11 protein-coding genes are annotated in these 20,833 nt (G+C 73.3%); 4 read left to right on the top strand and 7 right to left on the bottom strand.

Going from position 1 to position 20,833, the window contains the following annotated elements; translation table 11 throughout:
• Positions 1 to 176: 176 nt before the first annotated feature.
• Complete coding sequence (locus VB080_RS06905) at positions 177 to 380, bottom strand: cold-shock protein (RefSeq protein WP_323417700.1); 204 nt, start codon at positions 378 to 380, stop codon at positions 177 to 179.
• Between the two features lie 179 nt (positions 381 to 559).
• On the opposite strand from VB080_RS06905, the gene VB080_RS06900 reads away from it, so the two are divergent.
• From VB080_RS06900 to nudC, 3 genes are read left to right on the top strand one after another with little or no spacing between them, the layout of a single operon-like run.
• Positions 560 to 3,634, top strand: a complete 3,075-nt coding sequence (locus VB080_RS06900) for an ATP-dependent DNA helicase (RefSeq protein WP_323417699.1) — start codon at positions 560 to 562, stop codon at positions 3,632 to 3,634.
• Complete coding sequence (locus VB080_RS06895; RefSeq protein ID WP_323417698.1) at positions 3,631 to 6,795, top strand: ATP-dependent DNA helicase; 3,165 nt, start codon at positions 3,631 to 3,633, stop codon at positions 6,793 to 6,795. The genes VB080_RS06900 and VB080_RS06895 overlap by 4 nt, the downstream gene beginning before the upstream one ends.
• Positions 6,795 to 7,670 (top strand): NAD(+) diphosphatase, encoded by an 876-nt coding sequence (gene nudC, locus VB080_RS06890; protein WP_323417717.1) that lies wholly within the window; start codon positions 6,795 to 6,797, stop codon positions 7,668 to 7,670. Before VB080_RS06895 ends, nudC begins: the two co-directional genes overlap by 1 nt.
• Before the next feature lie 36 nt (positions 7,671 to 7,706).
• Here nudC and recD read toward each other — a convergent pair whose 3' ends face one another.
• From recD to VB080_RS06875, 3 genes are read right to left on the bottom strand one after another with little or no spacing between them, the layout of a single operon-like run.
• On the bottom strand, positions 7,707 to 9,506 hold the full coding sequence (gene recD, locus VB080_RS06885; RefSeq protein WP_323417697.1) for an exodeoxyribonuclease V subunit alpha: 1,800 nt from the start codon (positions 9,504 to 9,506) through the stop codon (positions 7,707 to 7,709).
• Complete coding sequence (locus VB080_RS06880) at positions 9,493 to 12,780, bottom strand: UvrD-helicase domain-containing protein (protein WP_323417696.1); 3,288 nt, start codon at positions 12,778 to 12,780, stop codon at positions 9,493 to 9,495. The genes recD and VB080_RS06880 overlap by 14 nt, the downstream gene beginning before the upstream one ends.
• Positions 12,777 to 15,989, bottom strand: a complete 3,213-nt coding sequence (locus tag VB080_RS06875; RefSeq protein ID WP_323417695.1) for an exodeoxyribonuclease V subunit gamma — start codon at positions 15,987 to 15,989, stop codon at positions 12,777 to 12,779. Before VB080_RS06875 ends, VB080_RS06880 begins: the two co-directional genes overlap by 4 nt.
• 119 nt (positions 15,990 to 16,108) lie before the next feature.
• Between VB080_RS06875 and VB080_RS06870 the strand changes: the two genes are divergently transcribed.
• A complete protein-coding gene (locus VB080_RS06870; protein ID WP_323417694.1) occupies positions 16,109 to 18,169 on the top strand; it encodes an ATP-dependent DNA helicase UvrD2 in 2,061 nt (686 codons plus the stop codon).
• A 33-nt stretch (positions 18,170 to 18,202) separates the two neighbouring features.
• Here the strand turns inward: VB080_RS06870 and VB080_RS06865 are convergent, their stop codons facing one another.
• From VB080_RS06865 to VB080_RS06855, 3 genes are all read right to left on the bottom strand, one after another.
• Entirely contained in the window at positions 18,203 to 19,525 is a 1,323-nt protein-coding gene (locus VB080_RS06865; protein WP_323417693.1) for an AarF/ABC1/UbiB kinase family protein, read from the bottom strand.
• Positions 19,522 to 20,397, bottom strand: coding sequence for a hypothetical protein (locus VB080_RS06860; RefSeq protein WP_323417692.1), 876 nt, complete (start codon positions 20,395 to 20,397; stop codon positions 19,522 to 19,524). Before VB080_RS06860 ends, VB080_RS06865 begins: the two co-directional genes overlap by 4 nt.
• A 154-nt stretch (positions 20,398 to 20,551) precedes the next feature.
• A complete protein-coding gene (locus tag VB080_RS06855) occupies positions 20,552 to 20,716 on the bottom strand; it encodes a DUF5679 domain-containing protein (RefSeq protein ID WP_323417691.1) in 165 nt (54 codons plus the stop codon).
• Between the last annotated feature and the right edge of the window lie 117 nt (positions 20,717 to 20,833).

The raw sequence follows: 20,833 nt of genomic DNA, 5'->3' as shown, positions 1-20,833 counted from the left end.
CGGATGCGTGGCGTAGATCACCAATCTAGCGGGCGGCGCGCCGCCCGGACCGGCCGACCCGGACGGATTCGACTGGCCCGCGGGTGTGTTCGGGGGTAACCCTGAGTAGGTCGGGTCCCCGGGCGGGAAGGAACGGGCCCCACCTGCGAACAGATGGGGCCCGACAGGACTGGATCTCAGACGATGCGGACGTTGGCCGCCTGCGGACCCTTGTTGCCCGGTGTGATGTCGAATTCCACCGTCTGGCCCTCGGTCAGCGAACGGAAGCCGTTTGCGTCGATGGCCGTGTGGTGGACGAAAACGTCCTGGGCCTCACCGGGGATGGCGATGAAGCCGTAACCCTTCTCGGCACTGAACCACTTGACGGTTCCCTGCGCCATGTACTTCTCCTTACTCCACTCGTGCCCCCCGACGTCGTCGGCAGGGGCTCGCCACCGACCCGGGACGGGCGCGCCCGGTCGAAATTACCCCGGCCGGGCGGAAACGGCGGCTCGCTCAACCTTTGCACACCGTGGTCCCCCGCGCCAGCATTGTCGGTGCGCCGTGATTGCATGGGGGCATGGCAGGCGAGGTGGTCGAATCCGGGGCGCGGTGGAGCGGTCCGCTGCTGGTGCTGGGTGGTCCCGGCACCGGCAAGACCCGCCTGGTCGCCCGGATGGCCGTCGACCGGGTGGTGACGGGGGAGTCGCCGCTGGTGCTGGCGGCCTCCCGGGCGGATGCGAGCCGGCTGCGCAACCAGATCGCGCTGGCCGCCGGAGGCACCACCCAGCTCACGGTGACTACCGTCCACGCTCTGGCGAGGTCGTTGCTCGACCAGGATTCCGACCGGGCCGGCTGGCGGCTGCTCACCGCGCCCGAGCAGGAGTTCCGGGTGCGGGAACTGCTGAGTGCCGATTCCGGTGGGCGCTGGCCCGAGGCATTGCGCCCGGCGCTGCCGACCCGCGGTTTCGCCCGCCAGGTGCGCGGTGTCCTGGCCAGAGCCCGGCAATTGGGGCTCGACCCGGCCGACCTGGTCGCCTTCGGTGCGGCGGCCGAGCTGCCGGAATGGACGGCGGTCGGGCAGTTCTTCGAGGAGTACCTCGACGTGCTGGACGCTGAACAGGTGCTGGACTACGCCGAACTCGTCCATCGGGTCAGGTTGCTGCTGGAGGACGAGACCGTGCTCACCCGGGTGCGGGCACGGTTCGGCGCGGTGCTGGTCGATGACGTCACCGACCTCGACCCGGCCCAACTCGGGTTGCTGCGGGCACTGGTGCCAGACGGTGGCGATCTCCTGGCGACAGCCGACCCGCAGGCCGCGGTGAACACCTTTCGGGGTGCGCACCCGCGGGTGGCGGCCGACTTCCCGGCGATCTTCACCGGCGCTGACGGCACCCCGGCGCGGGTGGTGGTACTCGAACAGGGCCATCGCGCCGGCGGAGAACTGGCCGCCGCGCTGCAGCGGATCGCGGTCCGGCTGCCACAGGTGGTTGCGACCGGCGGGGCGCCTCCGCTGCCGTCCGAGCGGCCGGGCAGGGTGGCGGTCCAGCTCTGCGATTCCGAGACTGCCGAGGCGCGGGCGATCGCCGTCCGGTTGCGGCGGGCTCGGCTGGAGGAGGGCATCGATTACGGCGAGATGGCGGTGCTGGTGCGCTCGGGTGGCAGCCTGCTGTCCGAGATCGCCCGGCAGCTGACGGCAGCCGGCGTCCCGGTGGACCGGGCAGCCGACGAGATCGCGCTTGCCGAGGAGCCGGCGGTGGGCCCGCTGCTGGCCGCGCTGGAGGTGGTGCTAGGCGGTGAGTTGCTGCCGCAGCAGGCCACCGGCCTGCTCGGTTCCCCGCTGGTGGGCCTGGACGCGGTGGCGCTGCGCGGTCTGGTGCGGCAGTGGCGGGCGAGTCGGCCCGCCGATCCGGATCACCACCTGACCTTCGATGAAGCCCTCGCCGCCGCGGTGAACTCCCCGGAGTGGCTGACCGGCGCCGGAACGCCGCAGCAGCGGCGGCTGGCAGAGTTCACCGGATTGCTGGCCGCCGCCCGTGCCGGGCTGGCGGATGGCCGCCGGGCCGACGAGATCGCCTGGCTGCTGTGGAACGGTTCGCGGTGGCCGTCCCGGCTGCGCGCCGAGGCACTGGCGGGTGAGGCTCGCGCTGATCGCGACCTGGACGCGATCAGCGCCTTCTTCGACCTGGCGTCGGAGGTGGCGGGCGGCGGCGCGGCCGGCATCCGTGCCCTGCTGGGGTCGGTCGCCGCCCAGCAGATCCCCGCCGACCGCACCCGCGAGTCCAGGCTGGGCAGCCGGGGTGTGGCGTTGCTGACCGCTCACCGTTCCCGCGGCAGGCAGTGGCGACTGGTTGTGGTGGCCGGGGTGCAGGAAGGCACCTGGCCGGCCGGCCGCGGAGTGAGCGCGGTGCTGGAACCCGCACGGCTGCTGAGCGCCGGAATCGGCCCGCGGCCGGAGGCGCGTGAGCGGCTGGCCGAGGAGCGCAGGCTGTTCTTCATCGCCTGCAGCCGGGCCAGCGAACACCTGGTCGTCAGTTGTGCGGCCGGACCGGGCGGTGACGCCGCTCAGCCCTCGCGATTCATCAGCGAACTGGGCGTCGCACCGGCGGCGGTGGTGGCTGAGGCGCCGGTCACCCTTGTCGGCCTGGTCGGAGGGCTGCGGCGGGTGCTGGTCTCACCCGGGGAGTCACCCGCCCGCCAGGAAGCGGCGGCCCGCGAACTGGCCATCCTGGCCGATGCCCGCGACCAGGCCGGCCGGGGGCTGGTACCGCTGGCCGACCCGCAGCGCTGGTGGGGGGTACTGCCGCTCTCCAGCGGCCCGACAGCGGTGGCGACGCCGATCCGGCTGAGTCCGAGCCAGGTCGAGGGTCTGCTGACCTGCCCGCGCCGGTACTTCCTGAGCCGCTCGGCCCGTGCCGACGCCGTTCCCGGGCCGAGCGCCGCGCTGGGGTCGGTGCTGCACCTGTTGATCGAACATGCCGCTGCCGGTGACCTGGCTGTGTCCGAACTGGCCGGCAGCCTCGACCGGGCCTGGAATGAACTGCGGTTCGAGACCGACTGGCTCTCGGAGGTCGAGCGGGCCGAGGCCGAGGCGGCGTTGCAGCGCTACCTGGCCTGGCAGCAGGGACGCGCCTCCCGGATGGTGGGGGTCGAAGTGCCATTCACCGTCAGCCTGGAGGTGGACGGCCGCACGGTGGAAGTGGCGGGAAAGGTCGACCGGCTGGAGCGTACCGAGGACGGACGGCTCGCCGTGGTCGATTTCAAGACCGGGCGGACGGTTCCGACCGCGGCCGAGGTGGCCGCGATGGACCAACTGGGCATCTACCAGCTCGCTGTCGAACAGGGTGCCTTCGCCCACCTGGCCCCGGAGGCGAGCGGCGCGGCAGGCGCCCGGGTGGTGTACCTGCGCGAGCCCGCCCGGCGGCAGCCCTGGCTGCCGAAGGAACTCGGCCAGGATCCGCTCGGCTCCCGTCCTCATCTCGATGCCGGCCCCGACGAGGCCGGCTACCCGACCTGGGTCCACCACCGGGTGGCCCAGGCGGCGGCGACGGTGGCAGCGGGCCGCTACCCGGCGGCCACCGGCGGCCACTGCCGCAGCTGCCGGTTCGCCGACAGCTGCCCGGCGTCCGGGCGTGGTCGGCAGGTGGTGGAATGACCAGGTTGTCGGATCCCGCCCAGCTGTCCGGCCTGCTCGGCATCCCATTCTCCGACCAGCAGCTCGCGGCGATCACCGCCCCGCTCGAACCCGGGGTGATCATCGCCGGCGCCGGCTCGGGCAAGACCACGGTGATGGCCGCCAGAGTGGTGTGGCTGGTCGGCTCGGGCGCCGTCCTGCCCGAGCAGGTACTCGGGCTGACCTTCACCCGCAAGGCGGCGGCGGAACTGTCCGGACGGGTGCGGGCCGCCCTGGTCAGGGCCGGTCTGGCTGAGGACGAGGCTGAACCGGGGGAGGAACTGGTCGCCACCTACGACTCCTTCGCGGGCCGGCTGGTCGCCGAGTACGGACTGCTGCTCGGCATCGAGCCCGGGCTGCGCACCCTGACCGGAGCCGGGCGGTTCAGGCTGGCCGCCCAGGCCGTCGCCGACCCGCCCGCGGCGTTGCAGTCGCTCACCCGGCTGCGGCCGGCCTCGGTGGCCGCGCTGGTGGTGGAGTTCTCGGCCGAGCTGGGCTCCCACCTGGTCGAGCCGGCCGACCTCGACCAGCACGCCGAGCGGTTCCTGACCGCGCTCGACCAGGCGCCGCGCAACCGCACCGGCGCCGAGTACGCCGCGTTGGCCAAGGCGCGGGCGATCACTGCGGAGCGGCGGGAACTTGCCAGCCTGGTGACCCGGTACGAGGAGCTGAAGGCCGAACGGGGCTACGTCGAGTTCGCCGACCAACTGGCGCAGGCGGCGCGGCTGGCGACCGAACTGCCGAGCGTCCAGCGGGCCCTGCGGGCGGAGTTCGGAGTGGTACTGCTGGACGAGTACCAGGACACCTCGGCAGCCCAGGCACGGCTGCTGCGCGGGCTGTTCTCCGGGCCCGACCCGCGCCACGGCCGGGGCCATCCGGTGACCGCCGTCGGCGACCCCTGCCAGGCGATCTACGGCTGGCGGGGGGCGGCGGCCAGCAACATCCTGCAGTTCGCCACCGATTTCCCGACCGCGGCCGGCGCTGCCGCGCGGGCCTACGCCCTGACGGTGAACCGCCGCAGCGGACAGCGTGTCCTGACCGCTGCCAACGCTCTGGCCGCGCCAGTGCGGGACATCCCCGAACTGGCGGCCACCGGGCTGGACCTTGAACTGGTCTGCCCGGCCGGCACCCCGGCGGCACGGATCGAAACCGCCGAGTTCGCCACCTGGCCGCAGGAGATGGCCTGGCTGGCCGACCAGGTAGTGGGCCAGCACGACGCCGGCGAGGTCGAGCACTGGTCCGACATCGCGGTGCTCACCCGGCGGAACGCGCAGATCGCGGCGGTCTACGCCGAGCTTGTCTCCCGCGGGGTTCCGGTCGAGATCGTGGGCCTGGGCGGGTTGCTGGACCTGCCTGCGGTGGCCGAGGTGGTGGCCACTCTGCGGCTGGTTGCCGACCCGTGTGACAACCCGGCCCTGGTCCGGCTGCTCACCTCGCCGCGCTGGGCGATCGGCCCGGCCGATCTGACCCTGCTCGGGAGCCGGGCCAGGCAGCTGGCCGGACGGCCCCAGGCACCCGACGACCCGACCGTGGACGACGCCGTACGGGCCGTCCTGACCGGCGCCGACCCGGCGGCGCAGCCCAGCCTGCTGGAGGCCGTGGAGTCGCCGGGCGATGCCGGCTACAGCGCGGCGGCGCGGCAGCGGTTCGCGGCCTTCAGCGCGGAGTTCGCCGGCCTGCGGCGTTCGGCCTCGGAATCGGTGGTCGATCTGGTGCGGCGGATCATCGACACCCTCGGGGTCGAGGTCGAGCTGCTCGCCCAGGGCGAGGATCCGGCCCCGTTGGCGACCTTCGTCCGGGCAGTGGCCGACTTCGTCGAGTTGGAGGATGCCTCGACGCTGCCAGGGCTGCTGGCCTGGCTGGAGGACGAGCGCGACCACGGCGTGGGTCTGGAACAAGCGGTGGTCTCCGCGGCCGACTCGGTCAAGCTGCTCACCGTGCACAAGGCGAAGGGCCTGGAGTGGGAGGTGGTCTTCCTGCCGGCACTGGCCGCCGGGGTGTTCCCGGGCGACCGGGTGACCGGCAACTGGCTGACCAACGCGGCCGTGCTGCCCGCGCCGCTGCGCGGCGACGCTGCAGCGGTACCGCAGCTGGCCGAGGTCAGCAATGCCGGCGTCACCGGGTTCGGCGAGGCGCTGAAACAGGACAACCGGCTGGGTGAGGACCGGTTGGCCTATGTTGCGGTCACCCGGGCGAGACGACGGCTGTACGGCAGCTCCCACGCGTGGGACGAGGGGCTCACCCGGCCCCGGCAGCCGTCCGCTTACCTCGCGGTGCTGCACGAGCACGCCGACCACCGCCTGCTACCCGAGGCGGTACCGGACCAGAACCCGCTGGCCCCGGACGGAGGCGGCAGCCCCTGGCCAGTGGTGGACGACGGCGAGCGCTGGCAGCAGCGACGCCGAGCGGCGGCAATGGTCACCGAAGCGCTCGCCGAACTGCGGGCCGGCCAGGAGCCGGCAGCGCCCGCCGACCTCGACCTGGCCGAGCAACTCGCCAGCTGGCAGCGGTGGCGCGAGACCCTGCTCACCCAGGCCAGGGCGGATGCCCGCCGCCCGGCGCCGGCGCCCAGCTACCTCTCGGTGACCGGGGTCGGTCGCCTGCTGCACGACCGGGCGGGCTTCGAGGCCGACCTGCTGCGGCCGATGCCCCGGCTGGTCGGGGCACAGCAGCGTGCCGGGATCGGCTTCCACCGCTGGCTGGAACAGCGGTTCAGTGCGCAGGCGCCGCTGGTCGACGACCTTGAGGTGGAGTTCGGCGAGGTCGATGACGCTCTGCGGGAGGCTTTCCTGGCCGGACCGTACGCCGACGCGGCGCCGCTGGCGGTGGAGGTGCCGTTCACCTTGCTGCTGTCGGGTCGGCTGGTCCGGGGCCGGATCGACGCGGTGTTTCCCGGTGCGGACGGGTTCGGCTACCAGGTGGTCGACTGGAAGACCGGACAGGCCGGCCGGGCCGACCCGCTGCAGTTGGCGCACTACCGGCTGGCCTGGGCCGAACTGCAGGGGGTGCCGGTCGAGCAGGTCGATGCGGTCTTCTACGAGGTGGTCTCCGGGCGGGTGCTACGCCCCACCAGGCTGGGAGGACGTACCGAGTTGGAGTCGCTGGCCGCCCGGCTGCCGGGCGGGGATAGCCTGAGCCCGTGATGTCTTCGCCGCCGACTCCCGGCTCCGCCTGGGATGCACCGAGCCTGCTCGACCGCGCCGAGGACCACCGCGGCGACGCCGGCTGGGTGCAGGCCCAGTGGGAACATCCCGGTGCCCGCGTGATCCCGGTGCTGGCTGCCGGGCGGGTGGCCTGGAAGGCCGGGGCTCCCGGCTACCGGGCGCCAGCTGGAGCCCTGGACGGCCGGCAGTTCCTGCTCGGCCTGGTCGATGGGGTGCCGGTGTTCGCCGAAGTGGCGACCGAGTTGGACGAGTCTGTGGGGCTGCGCCAGGTGATGGACGGCCTCGACCCGACCGACCTGCAGGTGGTGTTCACCGCTGCCGCGCTCGCGGCCTGGCACGAGCAGGCCAGGTTCTGCGGCGGCTGCGGGACGGCAACGCAGCCGGAGCGCGGCGGCTTTGCGCGCCGCTGTCCGGGTTGTGGCTGCGAGTTGTACCCGCGGGTGGATCCCGCGGTGATCGTGGCAGTGACCGATCCCGACGACCGGCTGCTCCTGGGCCGCCATGTGGGGTGGGAGGGAAACCGCAGGTCGGTCTTCGCCGGCTTCAGCGAGGCCGGGGAGTCCCTGGAGCAGGCCGTCCATCGCGAGCTGTTCGAGGAGGTGGGGGTGCGGCTGTTCGACCTGCGCTACGTCGCCTCCCAGCCGTGGCCGTTCCCGCGGTCGCTGATGCTGGCCTTCACCGCCCGCACCGAGGACACCGAGATCGTCCTGGATCCTGCGGAGATCGCGGAGGCACGCTGGTTCAGCCGCGCCGAACTCGAGGCGGCGCTGTCGAGTGGTGCCCTTGGGCTGCCGATGCGGACGTCGGTGGCCTACCGGCTGATCACCGCCTGGCGGGAAGGACGATTGCGCTGAGCGGGCAAGCTCAGCCGGTCGCTGGACGGGGCCTGCTCACAGCCGTTCTCGCAGACCGCTTGCCGGGCGGCTGGGGCTGCTGATGGCCTTCGCCAGGGCTTGGGGGGAGCCGATCAGGGTGACCTCGTCCCGGGCCCGGGTGATGGCGGTGTAGAGCAGTTCGCGGGTGAGCAGCGGCGACTCCGGTGGCGGCAGCACCAGCGTGACCCGGTCGAACTGACTGCCCTGGGCCTTGTGCACGGTCATGGCGTGGACGGTCTGCACGCTGTCGAGCAGGAAGGGCGAGATCGAGTGCACCCGGTCGCCGCGGGCGAAGTGCGCCCGCAACCCGCCCGGTTCGGCAACCACGACGCCGGTGTCACCGTTGTACAGACCCAGGTCGGGGGCGTTGCGGGTGACCAGCAGCGGACGCCCGGCGTACCAGGGTTCGCCCGGATCGAAGCCGGGCACCGCATCCTGCAGCCACTGTTCGACCTGGGCGGTCCAGCTGGCCACCCCGTACGGGCCGCGCCGGTGCGCACACAGCAGCCGGTGCAACTCCAGCTGGTGCAGGGCTTGTGCCACGTGGCCGGCGCGGGCGGCTTCGATCATCGCTCGCCCGTGGGCCACCACCGTCTCCTGCAATCCGGTCTGGGCCGGAGTGGAGGCCAGCCGAACACCAGCGGCCGAGGACGTCAGCAGGGCCAGCGCGCCCGTCACGTCCTGGGCCAGGACGGCTTCGGCCAGGGCGGTGATCGCCGGCACCGACCGGTAGTTGCGGCGCAGCCGCACCACCGTTCCGGACGCCGGCAGGCCCAGGGCGTCCAGCGTCTGGGCCAACTCCGGCGGGGTCGGCCCGGGAGCCTCCACGATGTCGCGGAGCACCGCGCCGGCGTCCACCGGTGCCAACTGGTCCGGATCACCGATCAGCACCAGCTGCGCCTGCGGGCGCAGAGCTGCCAGCAGCCTGGCCATCAGGGTGACCGAGACCATTGACGCCTCGTCGATCACCACCAGGTCGAAGGGCAGTGGATTGCTGCGGTCATGGACGAAGCGGCCGCGGGACTCCGGCTTCCAGCCCAGCAGCCGGTGGATCGTCCTGGCACCCAGCCCCGACAGCGGGGCTGCCAGATCGTCGGGCAGGGCGCGCAGAGCCCCGGCGAGAGCCTCTTCCATCCGGGCGGCGGCCTTGCCGGTCGGGGCGGCGAGTGCGATCCGGGGTAGCTCGTCCCGGCTGCGCACCACCATGCCGAGCACGCGCGCCAGCGTGGTGGTCTTGCCGGTCCCCGGGCCGCCAGCGATCACCGAGACCGGTGCCAGCGTGCTCACCACCGCTGCCAATTCTTGGTCGGGGTCGACGAGCTCCCCGAAGAGCTCGCGGCGGGCTCCGGCCAGGGCCTGCAGCGGAACGGCCGCCAGCGGCGCCTGCCGGCGGGCGACCAGTTCGGCAGCCACCTCCGATTCCTCCTGCCAGTAACGCTCGAGGTAGAGCAGGTCACCGATCAGGCGCAGTGGACGGGTGCCCGGCGCACCGGCACCCTGGGTGACCAGCGGGCTGGCCAGGAGTGCCTGCCGCCAGCCGTCCGGTTCCGGCCAGAGCTCCGCCGGCACCACCACCGCCTCCTCGTCGGACGCGAAGCTGTCCGCGGTGATCTGGCGCAGGTCGACACAGACCAGCCCGGAGCGCAGCGCACGGACCGCCAGCGCGAGCCAGAGCTGCGCCCGCTGGTCGGTCTCGTGGTACAGGTACGCGACCTTCTGGGCGACATGGACGTCCCCCCAGCCCAGCAGGCCGGTGGCGTGGAAGTCGAGCAGCAGGCCGGGGCGCAGGCTGGTGGCCAGGTCAGGGGCGGTCATCGTGCCCCCGATCGGCGAGCAGGTCGGACAGGTCGGTGACCAGGGCCGCGGGCGGGAACCAGCTGAACACCCCGGTCTGCGGCTCCGGAACACCCGGGCCGGCCATGCCGCGGACGAACAGGTAGCCGACCCCGCCCAGGTGCCGGGACGGTTGGTAGCCGGGGAGCCGTTCGGTGAGGAAACGGTGCAGCGCCACGCAGTAGAGAATCGCCTGCAAGGGGTAGTGGGTGCGGATCATCTCCTGCGTCATTGCCGCCGCGGTGAAGTGCGCCAGCCGCAGGTCGGCGTCGGGGGAGATCCGGTTGGTCTTGTAGTCGATCACGACGAACCTCGGCCCCGACCCGGTGTGGATCCGCAGCACGGAGTCGATACTGCCGGTCAGGAAGCCGCGCAGCACCTGGCCGGTCAGCGCCGGGTGGGCGAGCGCCTCCGGGTAGTCGGCCAGTGGGTCGCCGGCCGGGAGGTGGCGCCGCACCAGCGCCGCGACCTCGGCCAGGCTGGTCGTGGTGGTGGCCCGGCCGAGCGGGAACTCGAAGTCGAGTTCGCTGAGCCGGTCGCGGACCGGGATCTGGTGCAGCGCCAGGCCGTCGGTGAGCCGGCCGAGCGGGGTGAGCAGGCTCGGCAGGATGCCGGTGGCCAAGGCGGTGACGTCCACGCCCTCGACGGGGAACCGCGCCAGCCCCGCGGCGGTGGCCGCCCTCACCCGTTCACCCAAGACCGCCGGGTCGTCCGGCTCGGGCGTGTCCCAATCCAGATGCTCCAGCACCTCGTGCACCAGGCTGCCGAAGCCGGTGCCGCCGGGCAGAGCCGCCATCGGTGATGGTGGCCCGTCGGCGGCAGCTTCGGCCAGGGTGCCGGTCGGTTCGTCGTCCAGGATCGCGGCTGCCGTCAGGCCGGTGGGCGGATGCTCGTGGACGGCCTGAGTGAGCCCGGAGTAGGAGGTGCGGGTCCACAGTTGGTCGATCGCCCGGTGCCACGCTGGCGCTACCAGCTCCGGCGAACCCTGCCCGCCGCCGTCGGCCAGGCGCACCGAGCCGCTCGTGGCACAGTCCTCCACGGCGATCCCCGCCTGGTCGAGCCAGCGGAGGCTGCCCGGGTCGGTGTCGGTCGGGTAGCCCGGTTCAGGCACCCCGCCGGTGTCGCGGTCGCGGAACAGCAGGCGATGCAGGGGTGAAGTCTCGGTGTTGACCTTCGTCCGCGCCCACCACAAGGTGAGCTGCGACTGTGCCCGGGTGGCGGCCACGTAGAGCGCCCGCAGCCGGTCGGCGGCGTTCTCCTGTTCGGCCACCTCGTAGCGGGCCGGGCGTCCCGGAGCCCCACTGCCGCCCAGATCGAGCATGCGCTCGCCGGCGGTGGAGAACACCAGCGGCTTGCCCTCGTCGGGGCCGGTCCAGAGTTCGGCAGCCTGCGGCACCAGCACCACCGGAAACTGCAGCCCTTTCGCCTTGTGGACGGTCAGCACCTGCACGGCGTGCCGGTCGGTCTCCAGCCGCCGGGTGCGATCACCTCCCAGGTCGCTGGTGGCGATCGCCTCGGTGAGCCAGGCCACCAGCGCCTGGCCGCGCACACCTGCTGAGTGCTGGGCGTGCAGCAACTCGGCCAGGTGCCGGTAGTCGGTGAGATCGCGGGCACCGCCGTCGCGGCCCAGCACCCTGGCCATCATCGTGGTCTCCGCCGTTGTCTCGGACTGGACGGCAGCGAACAGGGCAGCCACCCCGGAACGATCGAGGATGCGCGACCAGTTCTGCAGGGTGGCACCCCACTCGGCCACCTGGTCGTCGCCGGCCGACGCCAGCCGGGCGAGGTCGCCGCCGACGAAGTCGGTCAGGATCGCGGCCCGGATGGTCTGCCGGCCCGGGTCCTGGAGGGCGCGCAGCAGGGTCAGCCAGCCCTGCGCGGCACGGCTGGCGAAGACCGAATCGGCACCGGTGAAGGCGGCCGGCACATCAGCTCGGGAGAGTGCCTCGGCGATGGCGGCACCGCGGCGGTTGGAACTGACCAGCACCGCGATGTCGGCGGCGGCCAGCGGACGTTCCCCGGCCGGGTCGACCACGCGGATGCCGCTCGACAACAGCCGGACCACCTCGGCCACCAGGTCGGCGTTGATCCGGCGGCGGGCCTCCGCCGCCGGCAGGGGGTCGTGCGGTGTCAGGCAGCGCAGCCGGACCGCTGCCGGGACGTGGTCTCCGACCAGCCGCCGTTCGGTGTGGACGGCGGTCACCTCCGGCACACCGATGCCCTCGCCCAGTTCGACGCCGGCGAACAGGGCGTTCAGGCCGGTGACCACAGCAGCATCGCAGCGATGGTTGCGGTCGAGCGAATGGATGGTCCCGGCACCGGCCACGGCGCGGGTGTAGGTGGCGATGTCAGCGCCACGGAAGCCGTAGATCGCCTGTTTCGGGTCGCCGATCAGGATCAGCCGGGCATGGCCGGCGAAGGCCTGCTGCAGGATCTGCCACTGGAGCTCGTCGGTGTCCTGGAATTCGTCGACCAGCACCGCCTCCCAGCGGGCACGCAGTCGCTCCAGCGCGGCGCCGGCGGTCGGGCCGGCGAGGGCGTCCCGCACCCTGGCGAGCTGGTCGTCGTAGCTGAAGGCGCCCCGCTGCTGCTTGCGGGCGGCGAACTCACGACGCACCTGGCCGGCGAAGTCGACCCGGGCGAGCGCCTCCCCGGAGGCTTCCCGGTGCCACAGCGGCAGGTCGCCGCGCTGTACCGCCTGGCGGGACACCAGCCGGGCCGTGGCCAGGTCGAACGGAGGCCGGGACCGGGCGTAGCGCCGCAGGTAGAGGTCATCGACCAGTTGGTCCAGCGCCAGGCCGAAGTCGTCGCTCAGTTCGGCGTCGGGGTCGACCCGGGCGAGGACGCCGAGTTCGTCCAGGACTGCCTGGCAGAACCCGTGGATGGTCATGATCGAGGCCGCGTCGAGCTCGGCCAGGGCGTGCCGCAACCGCGACAGCCGCAGTTCCAGCTCGGCGGACCCGCCGTCGGCCAGCAGCCGGTCGGTCGGGTCGGCGCCGGGGGGCAGCGGAACACCCGCCGCTGCTGCGAGCAGCAGCCGCTCGGTCTGCCGCAGCCTGGACCTGACCCGGGCGCGGAGTTCGCCCGAGGCGCTGCGGGTGAAGGTGATCACTGCCAGGGTCCGCGCGGTCACCACCCCTTCGGCCAGCAGACGGGTGGCCATGGCGGCGATCGCATGGGTCTTTCCGGTGCCGGCGCTGGCCTCCAGCACGACCGTCCCGGTGGGCAGCGGGCCGGCGGGGTCGTAGCGGGTCATCGGTCACCCTCCGCGACGAGCAGCGGCTGCCAGATCAGCTGCGCGAGGGCACCGACCAGACTCGTCTCATCGGCGGCATCCTCCGGCAGGCCGACCCCGGCGGCGGGCTGGGTGAGCACCGCCGGATAGCTGAAGAAGGCCTTCCAGTTCGGGTCGGCATCCCATTCCCAGCAGCGGGCGAGCTGCTTGCCGCCGACGAAGGGATCGGCCGGGTCCTGGCCGGCTGCCCGCAGCGCCGCCCACTGGGCACAGAGCCGGGGGAGCGCAGGCAGCGGCCGGGTCATGCCGATCGCGTAGAGCGCGAGGTAGCGCCCCAGGAGTTCTGCCGCCTGCCGGGGCGAGGGGGCGACCAGCGTGCTGGCCCGCGACTTCCCGATCACCCTCGCCCGTCCGGCGCCCTGACCGGTGGCGGTGAACGCCAGCAGGCGCAGCCAGGTCGCCAGCCGGTGCCGGGGCTGGAGGGAGGAGAACTCCACCTGCAGCAGCAGGCCGTCGTGGCTGTTCACCCGGCCGGTGAGGGCTACCGGGCCGTGTCCCTCGGTGGCCACCGTGAGCGTCAGGTCGTGAGCCACCGGCGCGGTCTGAGACCAGGACGGAAGCTGGCGCTGCACCGCGCGGACGTCGTCCAGCACCGTGCCCAGCACTTCCTGCCCGAGGTCGAATGGGGGAACAGAACCGCGCAGCCACTCCGCGCGGCTGACCGCCTGCGGGTCGTCGCCGGCGAGGATCCGGCGCAGCATCCGGTCACCGATCTGCCAGCGCTCCAGGTGGTCGAGCTCGATCGGGATCTCGTCGGTGGTCTCGCGGGTCTCCGACAGCGTCAGGCCGGCCCGCTGCCGCAGCAGGGTGCGGGCCGGGTGGTTGTAGAAGGCGACCAGGTCGTCCAGCTCGACCCCACAGGTCAGCGGCCAGGGGGCGAGGTCGGCCAGGGTCGCCGCCTCGGGCAGCCGTACCCTGGGCGCCAGCAGTGCCCGGGCGCCGCGGTAGGCGATCGGGTCGACGCTGTCCAGGCCGGGCACTGCCGGGTCGAAGTAGTCGGGGTCGAAGGGCTGCAGCGGGTGGTGGCGGGTGATGCTGGCAGCAGCGCCCGCGGCGGTGGCGTCCAGAGCGTCGAGCAGTTCCTGCAGCGGGGCCGCCAGCGGCACCGTCTCGCCGGTTGCCTCACTGCGTCCGCGGGCCACCACCACCAGCTTCTCCCGGGCGGCGTGGACGTAGTCGAGCAGGAGTTGCCGGTCGGCCAGGGAGCGGTCGGGGTCGCCGACCAGCGGGGCGTCGCGCAGCAGGTCGTCGCCGCCGGTGCGACCGCGGCGCGGGAAGCGCTCGGCGTCGAACCCGAGCAGCACCACCACCCGGTGTGGCACGTGGCGCAGCGAGGTGGGCCCACAGACCAGCAGCGAACCGTTGCCGAAGCTGCCGCGGGCGGGAGTGGCACCGAATTGTTCGGCCAGGGCGCGCTGGACGGCAGGCCGGGCCGCCGCCGTCCGATCGCCGCCGGCGGCGGCGAACCGGGTGAGCCCCGCCCACAGGTCGGCCAGCTGCCACTGCTCGGCCGGGCCGAGCCGGACCAACGCGTCGACGGCCGACCGGCAGCGCTGTGCCCACACCACCGGGGTGGCTGCCTCCTCGAAGCCGGCCAGCATGCGCTGCAGCCGTCCGACCAGCTCGGTGAGCCCGCCGATCAGGTCGATGTCGGCGGCGTCGACGTCATCCAGCGGCAGCGTGGTGCCGGCGGTGACCAGACCGCTCTCCGACAGCGCCACGCCGAGCAGCATCCGCTGGATCCCGGCGTACCAGGTGTTCTGGGGGAAGTCGTCCAGGCCGAACTGGGCACGCTGGGCAGGTGACAGTCCCCAGCGGATGCCAGAGCGTTCGACCAGGCCGACCAGCCGCTCGCGGTTCTCGGCGGTGAAGCCGAACCGGGCCGCCACCGCCGGCTGTCCCGCCAGGTCGAGCAGGGTGGATGCCTCCAGCCGGCTGTCGGGCAGCTGCAACAGGTCGAGCAGCAGCCCGACCAGCGGGTTGGCGCGGGCCACCGACCGGTCCGCCAACTGCACCCGGAACCACCGCGCCGGATGGGCGGCAGCCCCACTGTCGAAGTTGGCGGTGACCAGGGCGGCGACCGCGTCGGCATCCGGGGTGACCACTGCCACCTCGCGCGGTTCGAGGGTGGGATCGCCGGCGAACAGCGAGGCCAGCACCTCGCGGAGCACCTCGACCTGCCGGTCGAGCCCGTGGGAGAGATGGAACTGCACCGAGTCGTCGCCCGGACGCAGCGTGCGCCGAGGGCCCGGGACGTCGGCCCGAAGGTCGGCCTGCAACCAGCCCAGCAGGCTCGCCGGCGCCGGCGCCGGCTCCGGGCGGGGATCGGGCTCGGGCAGCAGCAGGCAGGTTTCGTCGGCCACCGCGGCGAGGGAGTCGTTCAGCGGGTGCCCGATCGGACGGCGGAACTCCGCCCGGGCGAGCACCGGTGGCCCGGACGGACGCCAGCGCGACGGGCTCGGGGTGAGGGCGAGCAGATCGACCCGGTGGTGGCTGGCCACGGCCTGCAGGAGCTCGGCTGTCCCGGGATCCAGCCGCGGGGCGAGGACGGCGACGCGAGCCGGCAGGCCCGGGAAGGGCGCCTCGTGCAGCCGGTCCAGCAGCTGGCGGCGGCGCTGTGGCGGGGTGTGACCGAGCTCCGCAGCCGCCAGCCGCCACAGCCTGGCCTGCCAGGCGTCCTGCGCCAGGGGAGCGCCCTGCGGGCCGACGTCCTCACCGGCCTCCCACCGTGCCAGCATCGCCGGACGGTGGGAGGCGTAGCGGGAGTACAACCGGGCGATGCGGGTGCAGGCCGACCACGGCTGCCGGGCGGCGTCGAGGTGCGCGCGCAGCCCGGCCAGCACCGGATCGCCGGACTCGGCAACGATCTGCTGCAGCAGCCAGGTCAGGCGCTCGGGCTGCCAGGGATCGTCCTCGCCCGCCAGGCGCCGCAGCAGTCCGGCGAGGCTGGCGAACTCGACCCCGGCCCGGATCCCCGCGGTGTCCGAGGCCTGGGCGAGCTGCTGGGACAGCCAGCGCTGGAAGCCGGCGCTGGGAACCACTGCCAGGTCGAAGTCGAGCACGTCGGGTCGGGGCGCGGCCCAGCACGCCCGCAGGGCAGGCACCAGGTGCTCGGCGGTGGGCACGTGGTGGACGTGCAGGCCGGCGGTGGCGAGGGGCGTCTGGGTCATCGTGCTCACACCCTACGGCTCGCCGCCGACATTGCCGGCCCCGGCCCGGATCGCGCCAATCGCGCCGGCCGGGTGCGGTCCGGGGATGTCGGCCCGGGTCTCTACAGTGGTGCACCGTGATGGATCCGGAACAGCTCCTGGCGGGCCTCGACCCCGAACAGGCCGAGGTGGCCACCACCTTCGGCCGCCCGGTCGGGGTGATCGCCGGAGCCGGCACCGGCAAGACCCGGGCCCTCACCCACCGGATCGCCTACGGCGCCCATACCGGTGCCTATGACCCGGCCGCCGTCCTCGCGGTGACCTTCACCACCCGGGCGGCGGGGGAGTTGCGCTCCCGGCTGCGGCAGCTCGAAGTGCCGCAGGTCCAGGCACGGACCTTCCACTCCGCGGCGTTGCGGCAGGCCCAGTACTTCTGGCCGAAGGCCTTCGGCACCGAGTTGCCCCCGGTCAGCGAGGCCCGGTTGCCGCTGGTCGCCGAGGCCGCGCACCGGCTGCGGCTGCGGCCCGAGGCCGGCACCCTGCGCGACCTGCTGACCGAGGTCTCCTGGGCGAAGGTCGCCAACGTCGCGCCCGCGGAGTACGCCGCGGTGGCCCTCGAGGCAGGCCGGGAGGTCGCCGGACTCGACCCGGCCTGGGTCGGCCGGGTGCTGGGCCGCTACGAGCAGGTGAAGTCCGAGCGTGGCGTGATCGACTTCGACGACATCCTGCTGTGCGCCACCGTGCTGCTGGGCGACCATCCCGGCATCGCCGCCGAGGTCCGCTCCACCTACCGCCACCTGCTGATCGACGAGTACCAGGACGTCTCCCCGGTGCAGCACCGGCTGCTCGAGCTGTGGCGCGGCGACAGCGAGGATCTGTGCGTGGTCGGCGACCCTGCCCAGACCATCCACTCCTTCGCCGGCGCCAGCCCGCAGTATCTGACCAGCTTCGGCGCCCGGTTCCCCGCTGCCGCGGTGATCCGGCTGGTCCGCGACTACCGCTCCACCCCCGAGATCGTCGGCCTGGCCAACGCGGTGTCGGTACGGGCGCGGATCGCCGGAGGCGTCCGGCTGGAGTCGCAGCAGGAGTCCGGACCAGCGCCGCGGGTGCTGCCCTGCGCCGCTGAGGCCGACGAGGCACAGGCGGTGGTGTCCTGGCTGCAGGAACTCCACGGCCAGGGGGTGCCCTGGCGGGAACTGGCAGTGCTCTACCGGGTGCACGCGCAGTCGCCGGTGTTCGAGACTGCGCTGAGCGAGGCCGGCATCGGCTTCACCGTCCGTGGCGGGGACGGCTTCTTCGAGCGGGCGGAGGTCCGGCAGGTGCTCGGGCAGCTGACCGAGGCCGCCCGCCGCGACCCCACCGTGCCGGCGGTCGATGCCACCCGCGCCGCCTTGGCGCGTCTCGGCTGGACCACTACCGCCCCGGCCGGCCAGGGTCGCGTCCGGGAGCGCTGGGAGTCGCTGGCAGCGCTGCTCGCCCTCGCCGAGGATCTGGTCGCGGGCACGCCGGGAGCCGAGCTCGGCAGCCTGGTCGAGGAGCTTGGCGCCCGGGCCTTTGCCGAGCACGCCCCGGTCGGGGACGGGGTGGCGCTGTCCACCCTGCACGCTGCCAAGGGGCTGGAGTGGGAGGCGGTGGCGATCGTCGGCGTCCAGGAGGGCACGTTGCCGCTCTCCCTGGCGGCCACCCCGGAACAGGTAGCCGAGGAGGGCAGGCTGTTCTACGTCGGGGTGACCCGGGCGAGGCGGCACCTGCTGGTGACCTGGTCGGGCAGCCGGCGCGGCGGCGGGAGCAGGCAGCCCTCCCGCTTTCTGGACGGGGTCGGGGACGTGCCCCGTCCCGTGCTGCAGAGCTGGGTTCCGCGGGAGAAGCCGCGCAGCGCTCTGGCCGCGCACTGCCGGGTGTGCGGCGGCGCCCTGCACACCGGTGCCGAGCGCAAGCTGGAACGGCACACCAGTTGCGCACCGAGCTACGACGAGGTGACCTTCGACCGGCTGCTGCAGTGGCGGCGGGAGGTGGCCCGGGAGCGCAGCGTTCCGGCCTTCGTGGTCTTCACCGACGCCACCCTGACCGCGATCGCGGAGCGGTCGCCCGGCTCGCTGTCGGAGTTGCTGACGATCCCGGGGGTGGGGAATGCCAAGGCGCAGCAGTACGGGTCCGCGGTGCTGGCGATCCTGACCGGGGAGGAGCCGTCCGCCGGTTGAGGTCGCCACCGGCAACCGCAGCGTCGCAGCCGGTCAGCTCCGGGCGAAGCCGGGCAGGTACTGCCGCAGTACGGCGGCGAAGTTCTCGGTCACGTCCAGCTGGGCCAGGACGGCGATGCCGCCCAGCCACACCCGGTAGACCATCACATAGGACGGCGGGATGTTCAGCTTGAGCGCGATGTCGTCCGGGGACAGGCTGGACTGCACCCGGCGGAACTGCTCGCGGGTCCACTCCCGGCTGAAGCTGAACTCCTCGACCCGGGCCGGCTCGACGAACGGGTTGAGGTAGTCGAGCAGGGCCTGGGCATCGAGTGTTCCGGGCTGGGCGAAGCCCTCCTCGACCAGGCCGGCGAGCATCGCCTCGGCATCGCCGTCCACGGCCCGGCGGATCAGCTCGCCCATCGGTGTCGGCAGGCCACCGGGGAAGTCGGCGGTGAGCCCGAAGTCGATGGCGGCGAGCCTGCCGTCCGGCGTCACCAGGAAGTTGCCCGGGTGCGGGTCGGCGTGCAGGATGCCGGCCAGGCCGGGCCCGGCGAACAGGAAGCTCACATAGTCCAGCGCAGCCCGGTTCCGCTCGGCCGGCGGACGGGCGGCCATGGCCGCCAGCTTCGTCCCGTCCACCCAGTCCGAGACCAGTACCCGCGCGGTGGCCAGGTGCACCCGCGGAACCGTGAACCGTGGATGCCCGGCGAGCGCCTCGGCCATCTGGTTCTGGGCGGCGCCCTCCTGGACGTAGTCGACCTCCTGGCCGATGCGCGAGGTCATCTCGCGAACCATCGACCTGACGTCGATCCCGCCGGTCAGCGGCGAGGCGGCAGCGGCCAGCCGCTCGAGTTGCCTCAGGTCACTGCGCAGCGCGGCATCCGCCCCCGGATACTGCACCTTCACTGCCACCGGACGGCCGGAGGTGGCCCAGCGCGCCCGGTGCACCTGGCCGATGGAGGCAGCCGCCGCCGGCCTGGCCTCGAACTCGGAGAAGGACGACCGCCAGCCGGGTCCGAGCTCGGCGCGCAACACCGCGTGCACCCGTGAGGTCGGCATCGGCGGGGCCGAGTCCTGCAGTGCCTGCAGCCGGTCCCGGAAGGGGGCGGCCACCTCCTCGGGAAGCATCGCCTCCATCGTCGACAGGATCTGGCCGACCTTCATCGCGCCACCCTTGAGTTCGCCCAGCACGGCGAACAGTTGGTCGGCCGCGGCACGGCTCATGTACTGGTCGACCTGGGCGGCGTCGGCCCCCAGCAGCTTGCGGCCGGTGCTCACCGTCGCGCGGGTCGCGGCGCCCAGCGGGAGCCGCAGCATCCGGACGGTACGGCCCAGGGCTCCCTCCGGCAGGACGCGCGGTTCGGGGTCAGTCACGCAGCCAGCATGCCAGCACACCCACAATCGGGGTTCAGCTGCCATTCCCGGGTGGTCAGGGCATGATCCGGGCCGCCGAACTCCAGGGTGCGCCCGGCCAGGTCGGGGATGGCGCCGGCGAGCCGGGCGCGCACCTGTCCGGCAGTGGTGGCCGTCGCCCACGTCAGCAGCACCGGGTCGGGCTGGTGCCGCGCCCGGCAGAGCTGGGACAGCACCCGCGGCCAGGCCGGGTCACCGGCGCCGCGTACCAGGTCGAGGCAGCGCAGGCAGGGGGTGGTGCCCGGCTCGACCAGCGGGCCGACCACCGCCCGGTCGGCGGCCAGCCGCACCACCAGGTGGCAGTGGCCGGCCCGCGCGAGGGCATCGGTGAGCGCCCGGTCGGGTTCGACGGTGTCGGTGGCGACGACGAGCAGGCGCGGCCACCCGGCAGCCACCAGGTTCCAGTCCAGCACCGGCGTGAGCGGTGCGCCGGCGGCCCGTCGGGCGAGCGGACGGGGGTGAAGGTTGGCCAGCCGCAGCACGTCGAGTTCCGCACACCGACGCAGCAGGGCGGCGATGGCATCGGCCAGCGGCCCGGAGCCGACCACGCCCACCTGGGTCGCAGAACGCTCCCCGAGTTCCAGCCGGCCGGTGTTATCCAGCCAGTCGAGGAACCAGGCCAGCCAGGGTTCGGGCAGCCCGGAAACCAGGCGGGTCAATTCCGCCAGGGTGCGTGGCTGGTGGAGCGCTGCGACCACCTCGGCGATCCCGGCCGGCACCCCGTCGAGGATCACCCCGTCGGTGTCGCAGCCGAGTTGGAGCACCTCCGGTTCCCGCCAGGCGGTGGTCAGCGGCCGGCGGAGCCGGTAGCTGCGGTCGGGCGTGGTGGGCACGCGTCCCACCTCACCGGTCGCCGGGCCGGGGACGCAAGCACTGCTGCCCGAGCTGGCAACACCCGGCAGGCAGCCGGCAACACCGCTGGCGGCAGGGACGGCAAGAGCGCCGGGCCACACGGGCGCCGGCGCTCTTCGCGCAGTGGGAGAGGCCTCAGGCCTGCTTCGGAAGGAAACGGGTCAGGTTGGTGCCGCAGACCGGGCACTTGGCCTTGGCGATCCGGGTGCCCTTCTCGTTGACGCTGACGTCGCCGGTCGCCTCCCGGTGGTCCTTGCACTTCACACAGTAGAACGACCCGGTGTAGCTGTCCTTGGCCACTGTTACTCCTCGGTGGTAGGTGGTCGGTCATCCCTGGCCGAACCGGCCCGGGAGTCTTGCCGCGTCAGTATGACACACGGCAATAACCAGAGGGTATGACCCTCTCGGTCGCGAGGC

Source organism: Propionicimonas sp. (assembly GCF_034927565.1).
In the GTDB taxonomy this organism is placed as follows: domain Bacteria; phylum Actinomycetota; class Actinomycetes; order Propionibacteriales; family Propionibacteriaceae; genus Propionicimonas.
Note: the sequence above shows the minus strand (reverse complement) of the source record. Positions and strands in the feature narration are given on the sequence as shown.

Coding starts and splice junctions, on each gene's coding strand:
- VB080_RS06905 (WP_323417700.1), bottom strand. CDS start 380: ATGGCGCAGGGAACCGTCAAGTGGTTCAGTGCCGAGAAGGGTTACGGC.
- VB080_RS06900 (WP_323417699.1), top strand. CDS start 560: ATGGCAGGCGAGGTGGTCGAATCCGGGGCGCGGTGGAGCGGTCCGCTG.
- VB080_RS06895 (WP_323417698.1), top strand. CDS start 3,631: ATGACCAGGTTGTCGGATCCCGCCCAGCTGTCCGGCCTGCTCGGCATC.
- nudC (WP_323417717.1), top strand. CDS start 6,795: ATGTCTTCGCCGCCGACTCCCGGCTCCGCCTGGGATGCACCGAGCCTG.
- recD (WP_323417697.1), bottom strand. CDS start 9,506: ATGACCGCCCCTGACCTGGCCACCAGCCTGCGCCCCGGCCTGCTGCTC.
- VB080_RS06880 (WP_323417696.1), bottom strand. CDS start 12,780: ATGACCCGCTACGACCCCGCCGGCCCGCTGCCCACCGGGACGGTCGTG.
- VB080_RS06875 (WP_323417695.1), bottom strand. CDS start 15,989: ATGACCCAGACGCCCCTCGCCACCGCCGGCCTGCACGTCCACCACGTG.
- VB080_RS06870 (WP_323417694.1), top strand. CDS start 16,109: ATGGATCCGGAACAGCTCCTGGCGGGCCTCGACCCCGAACAGGCCGAG.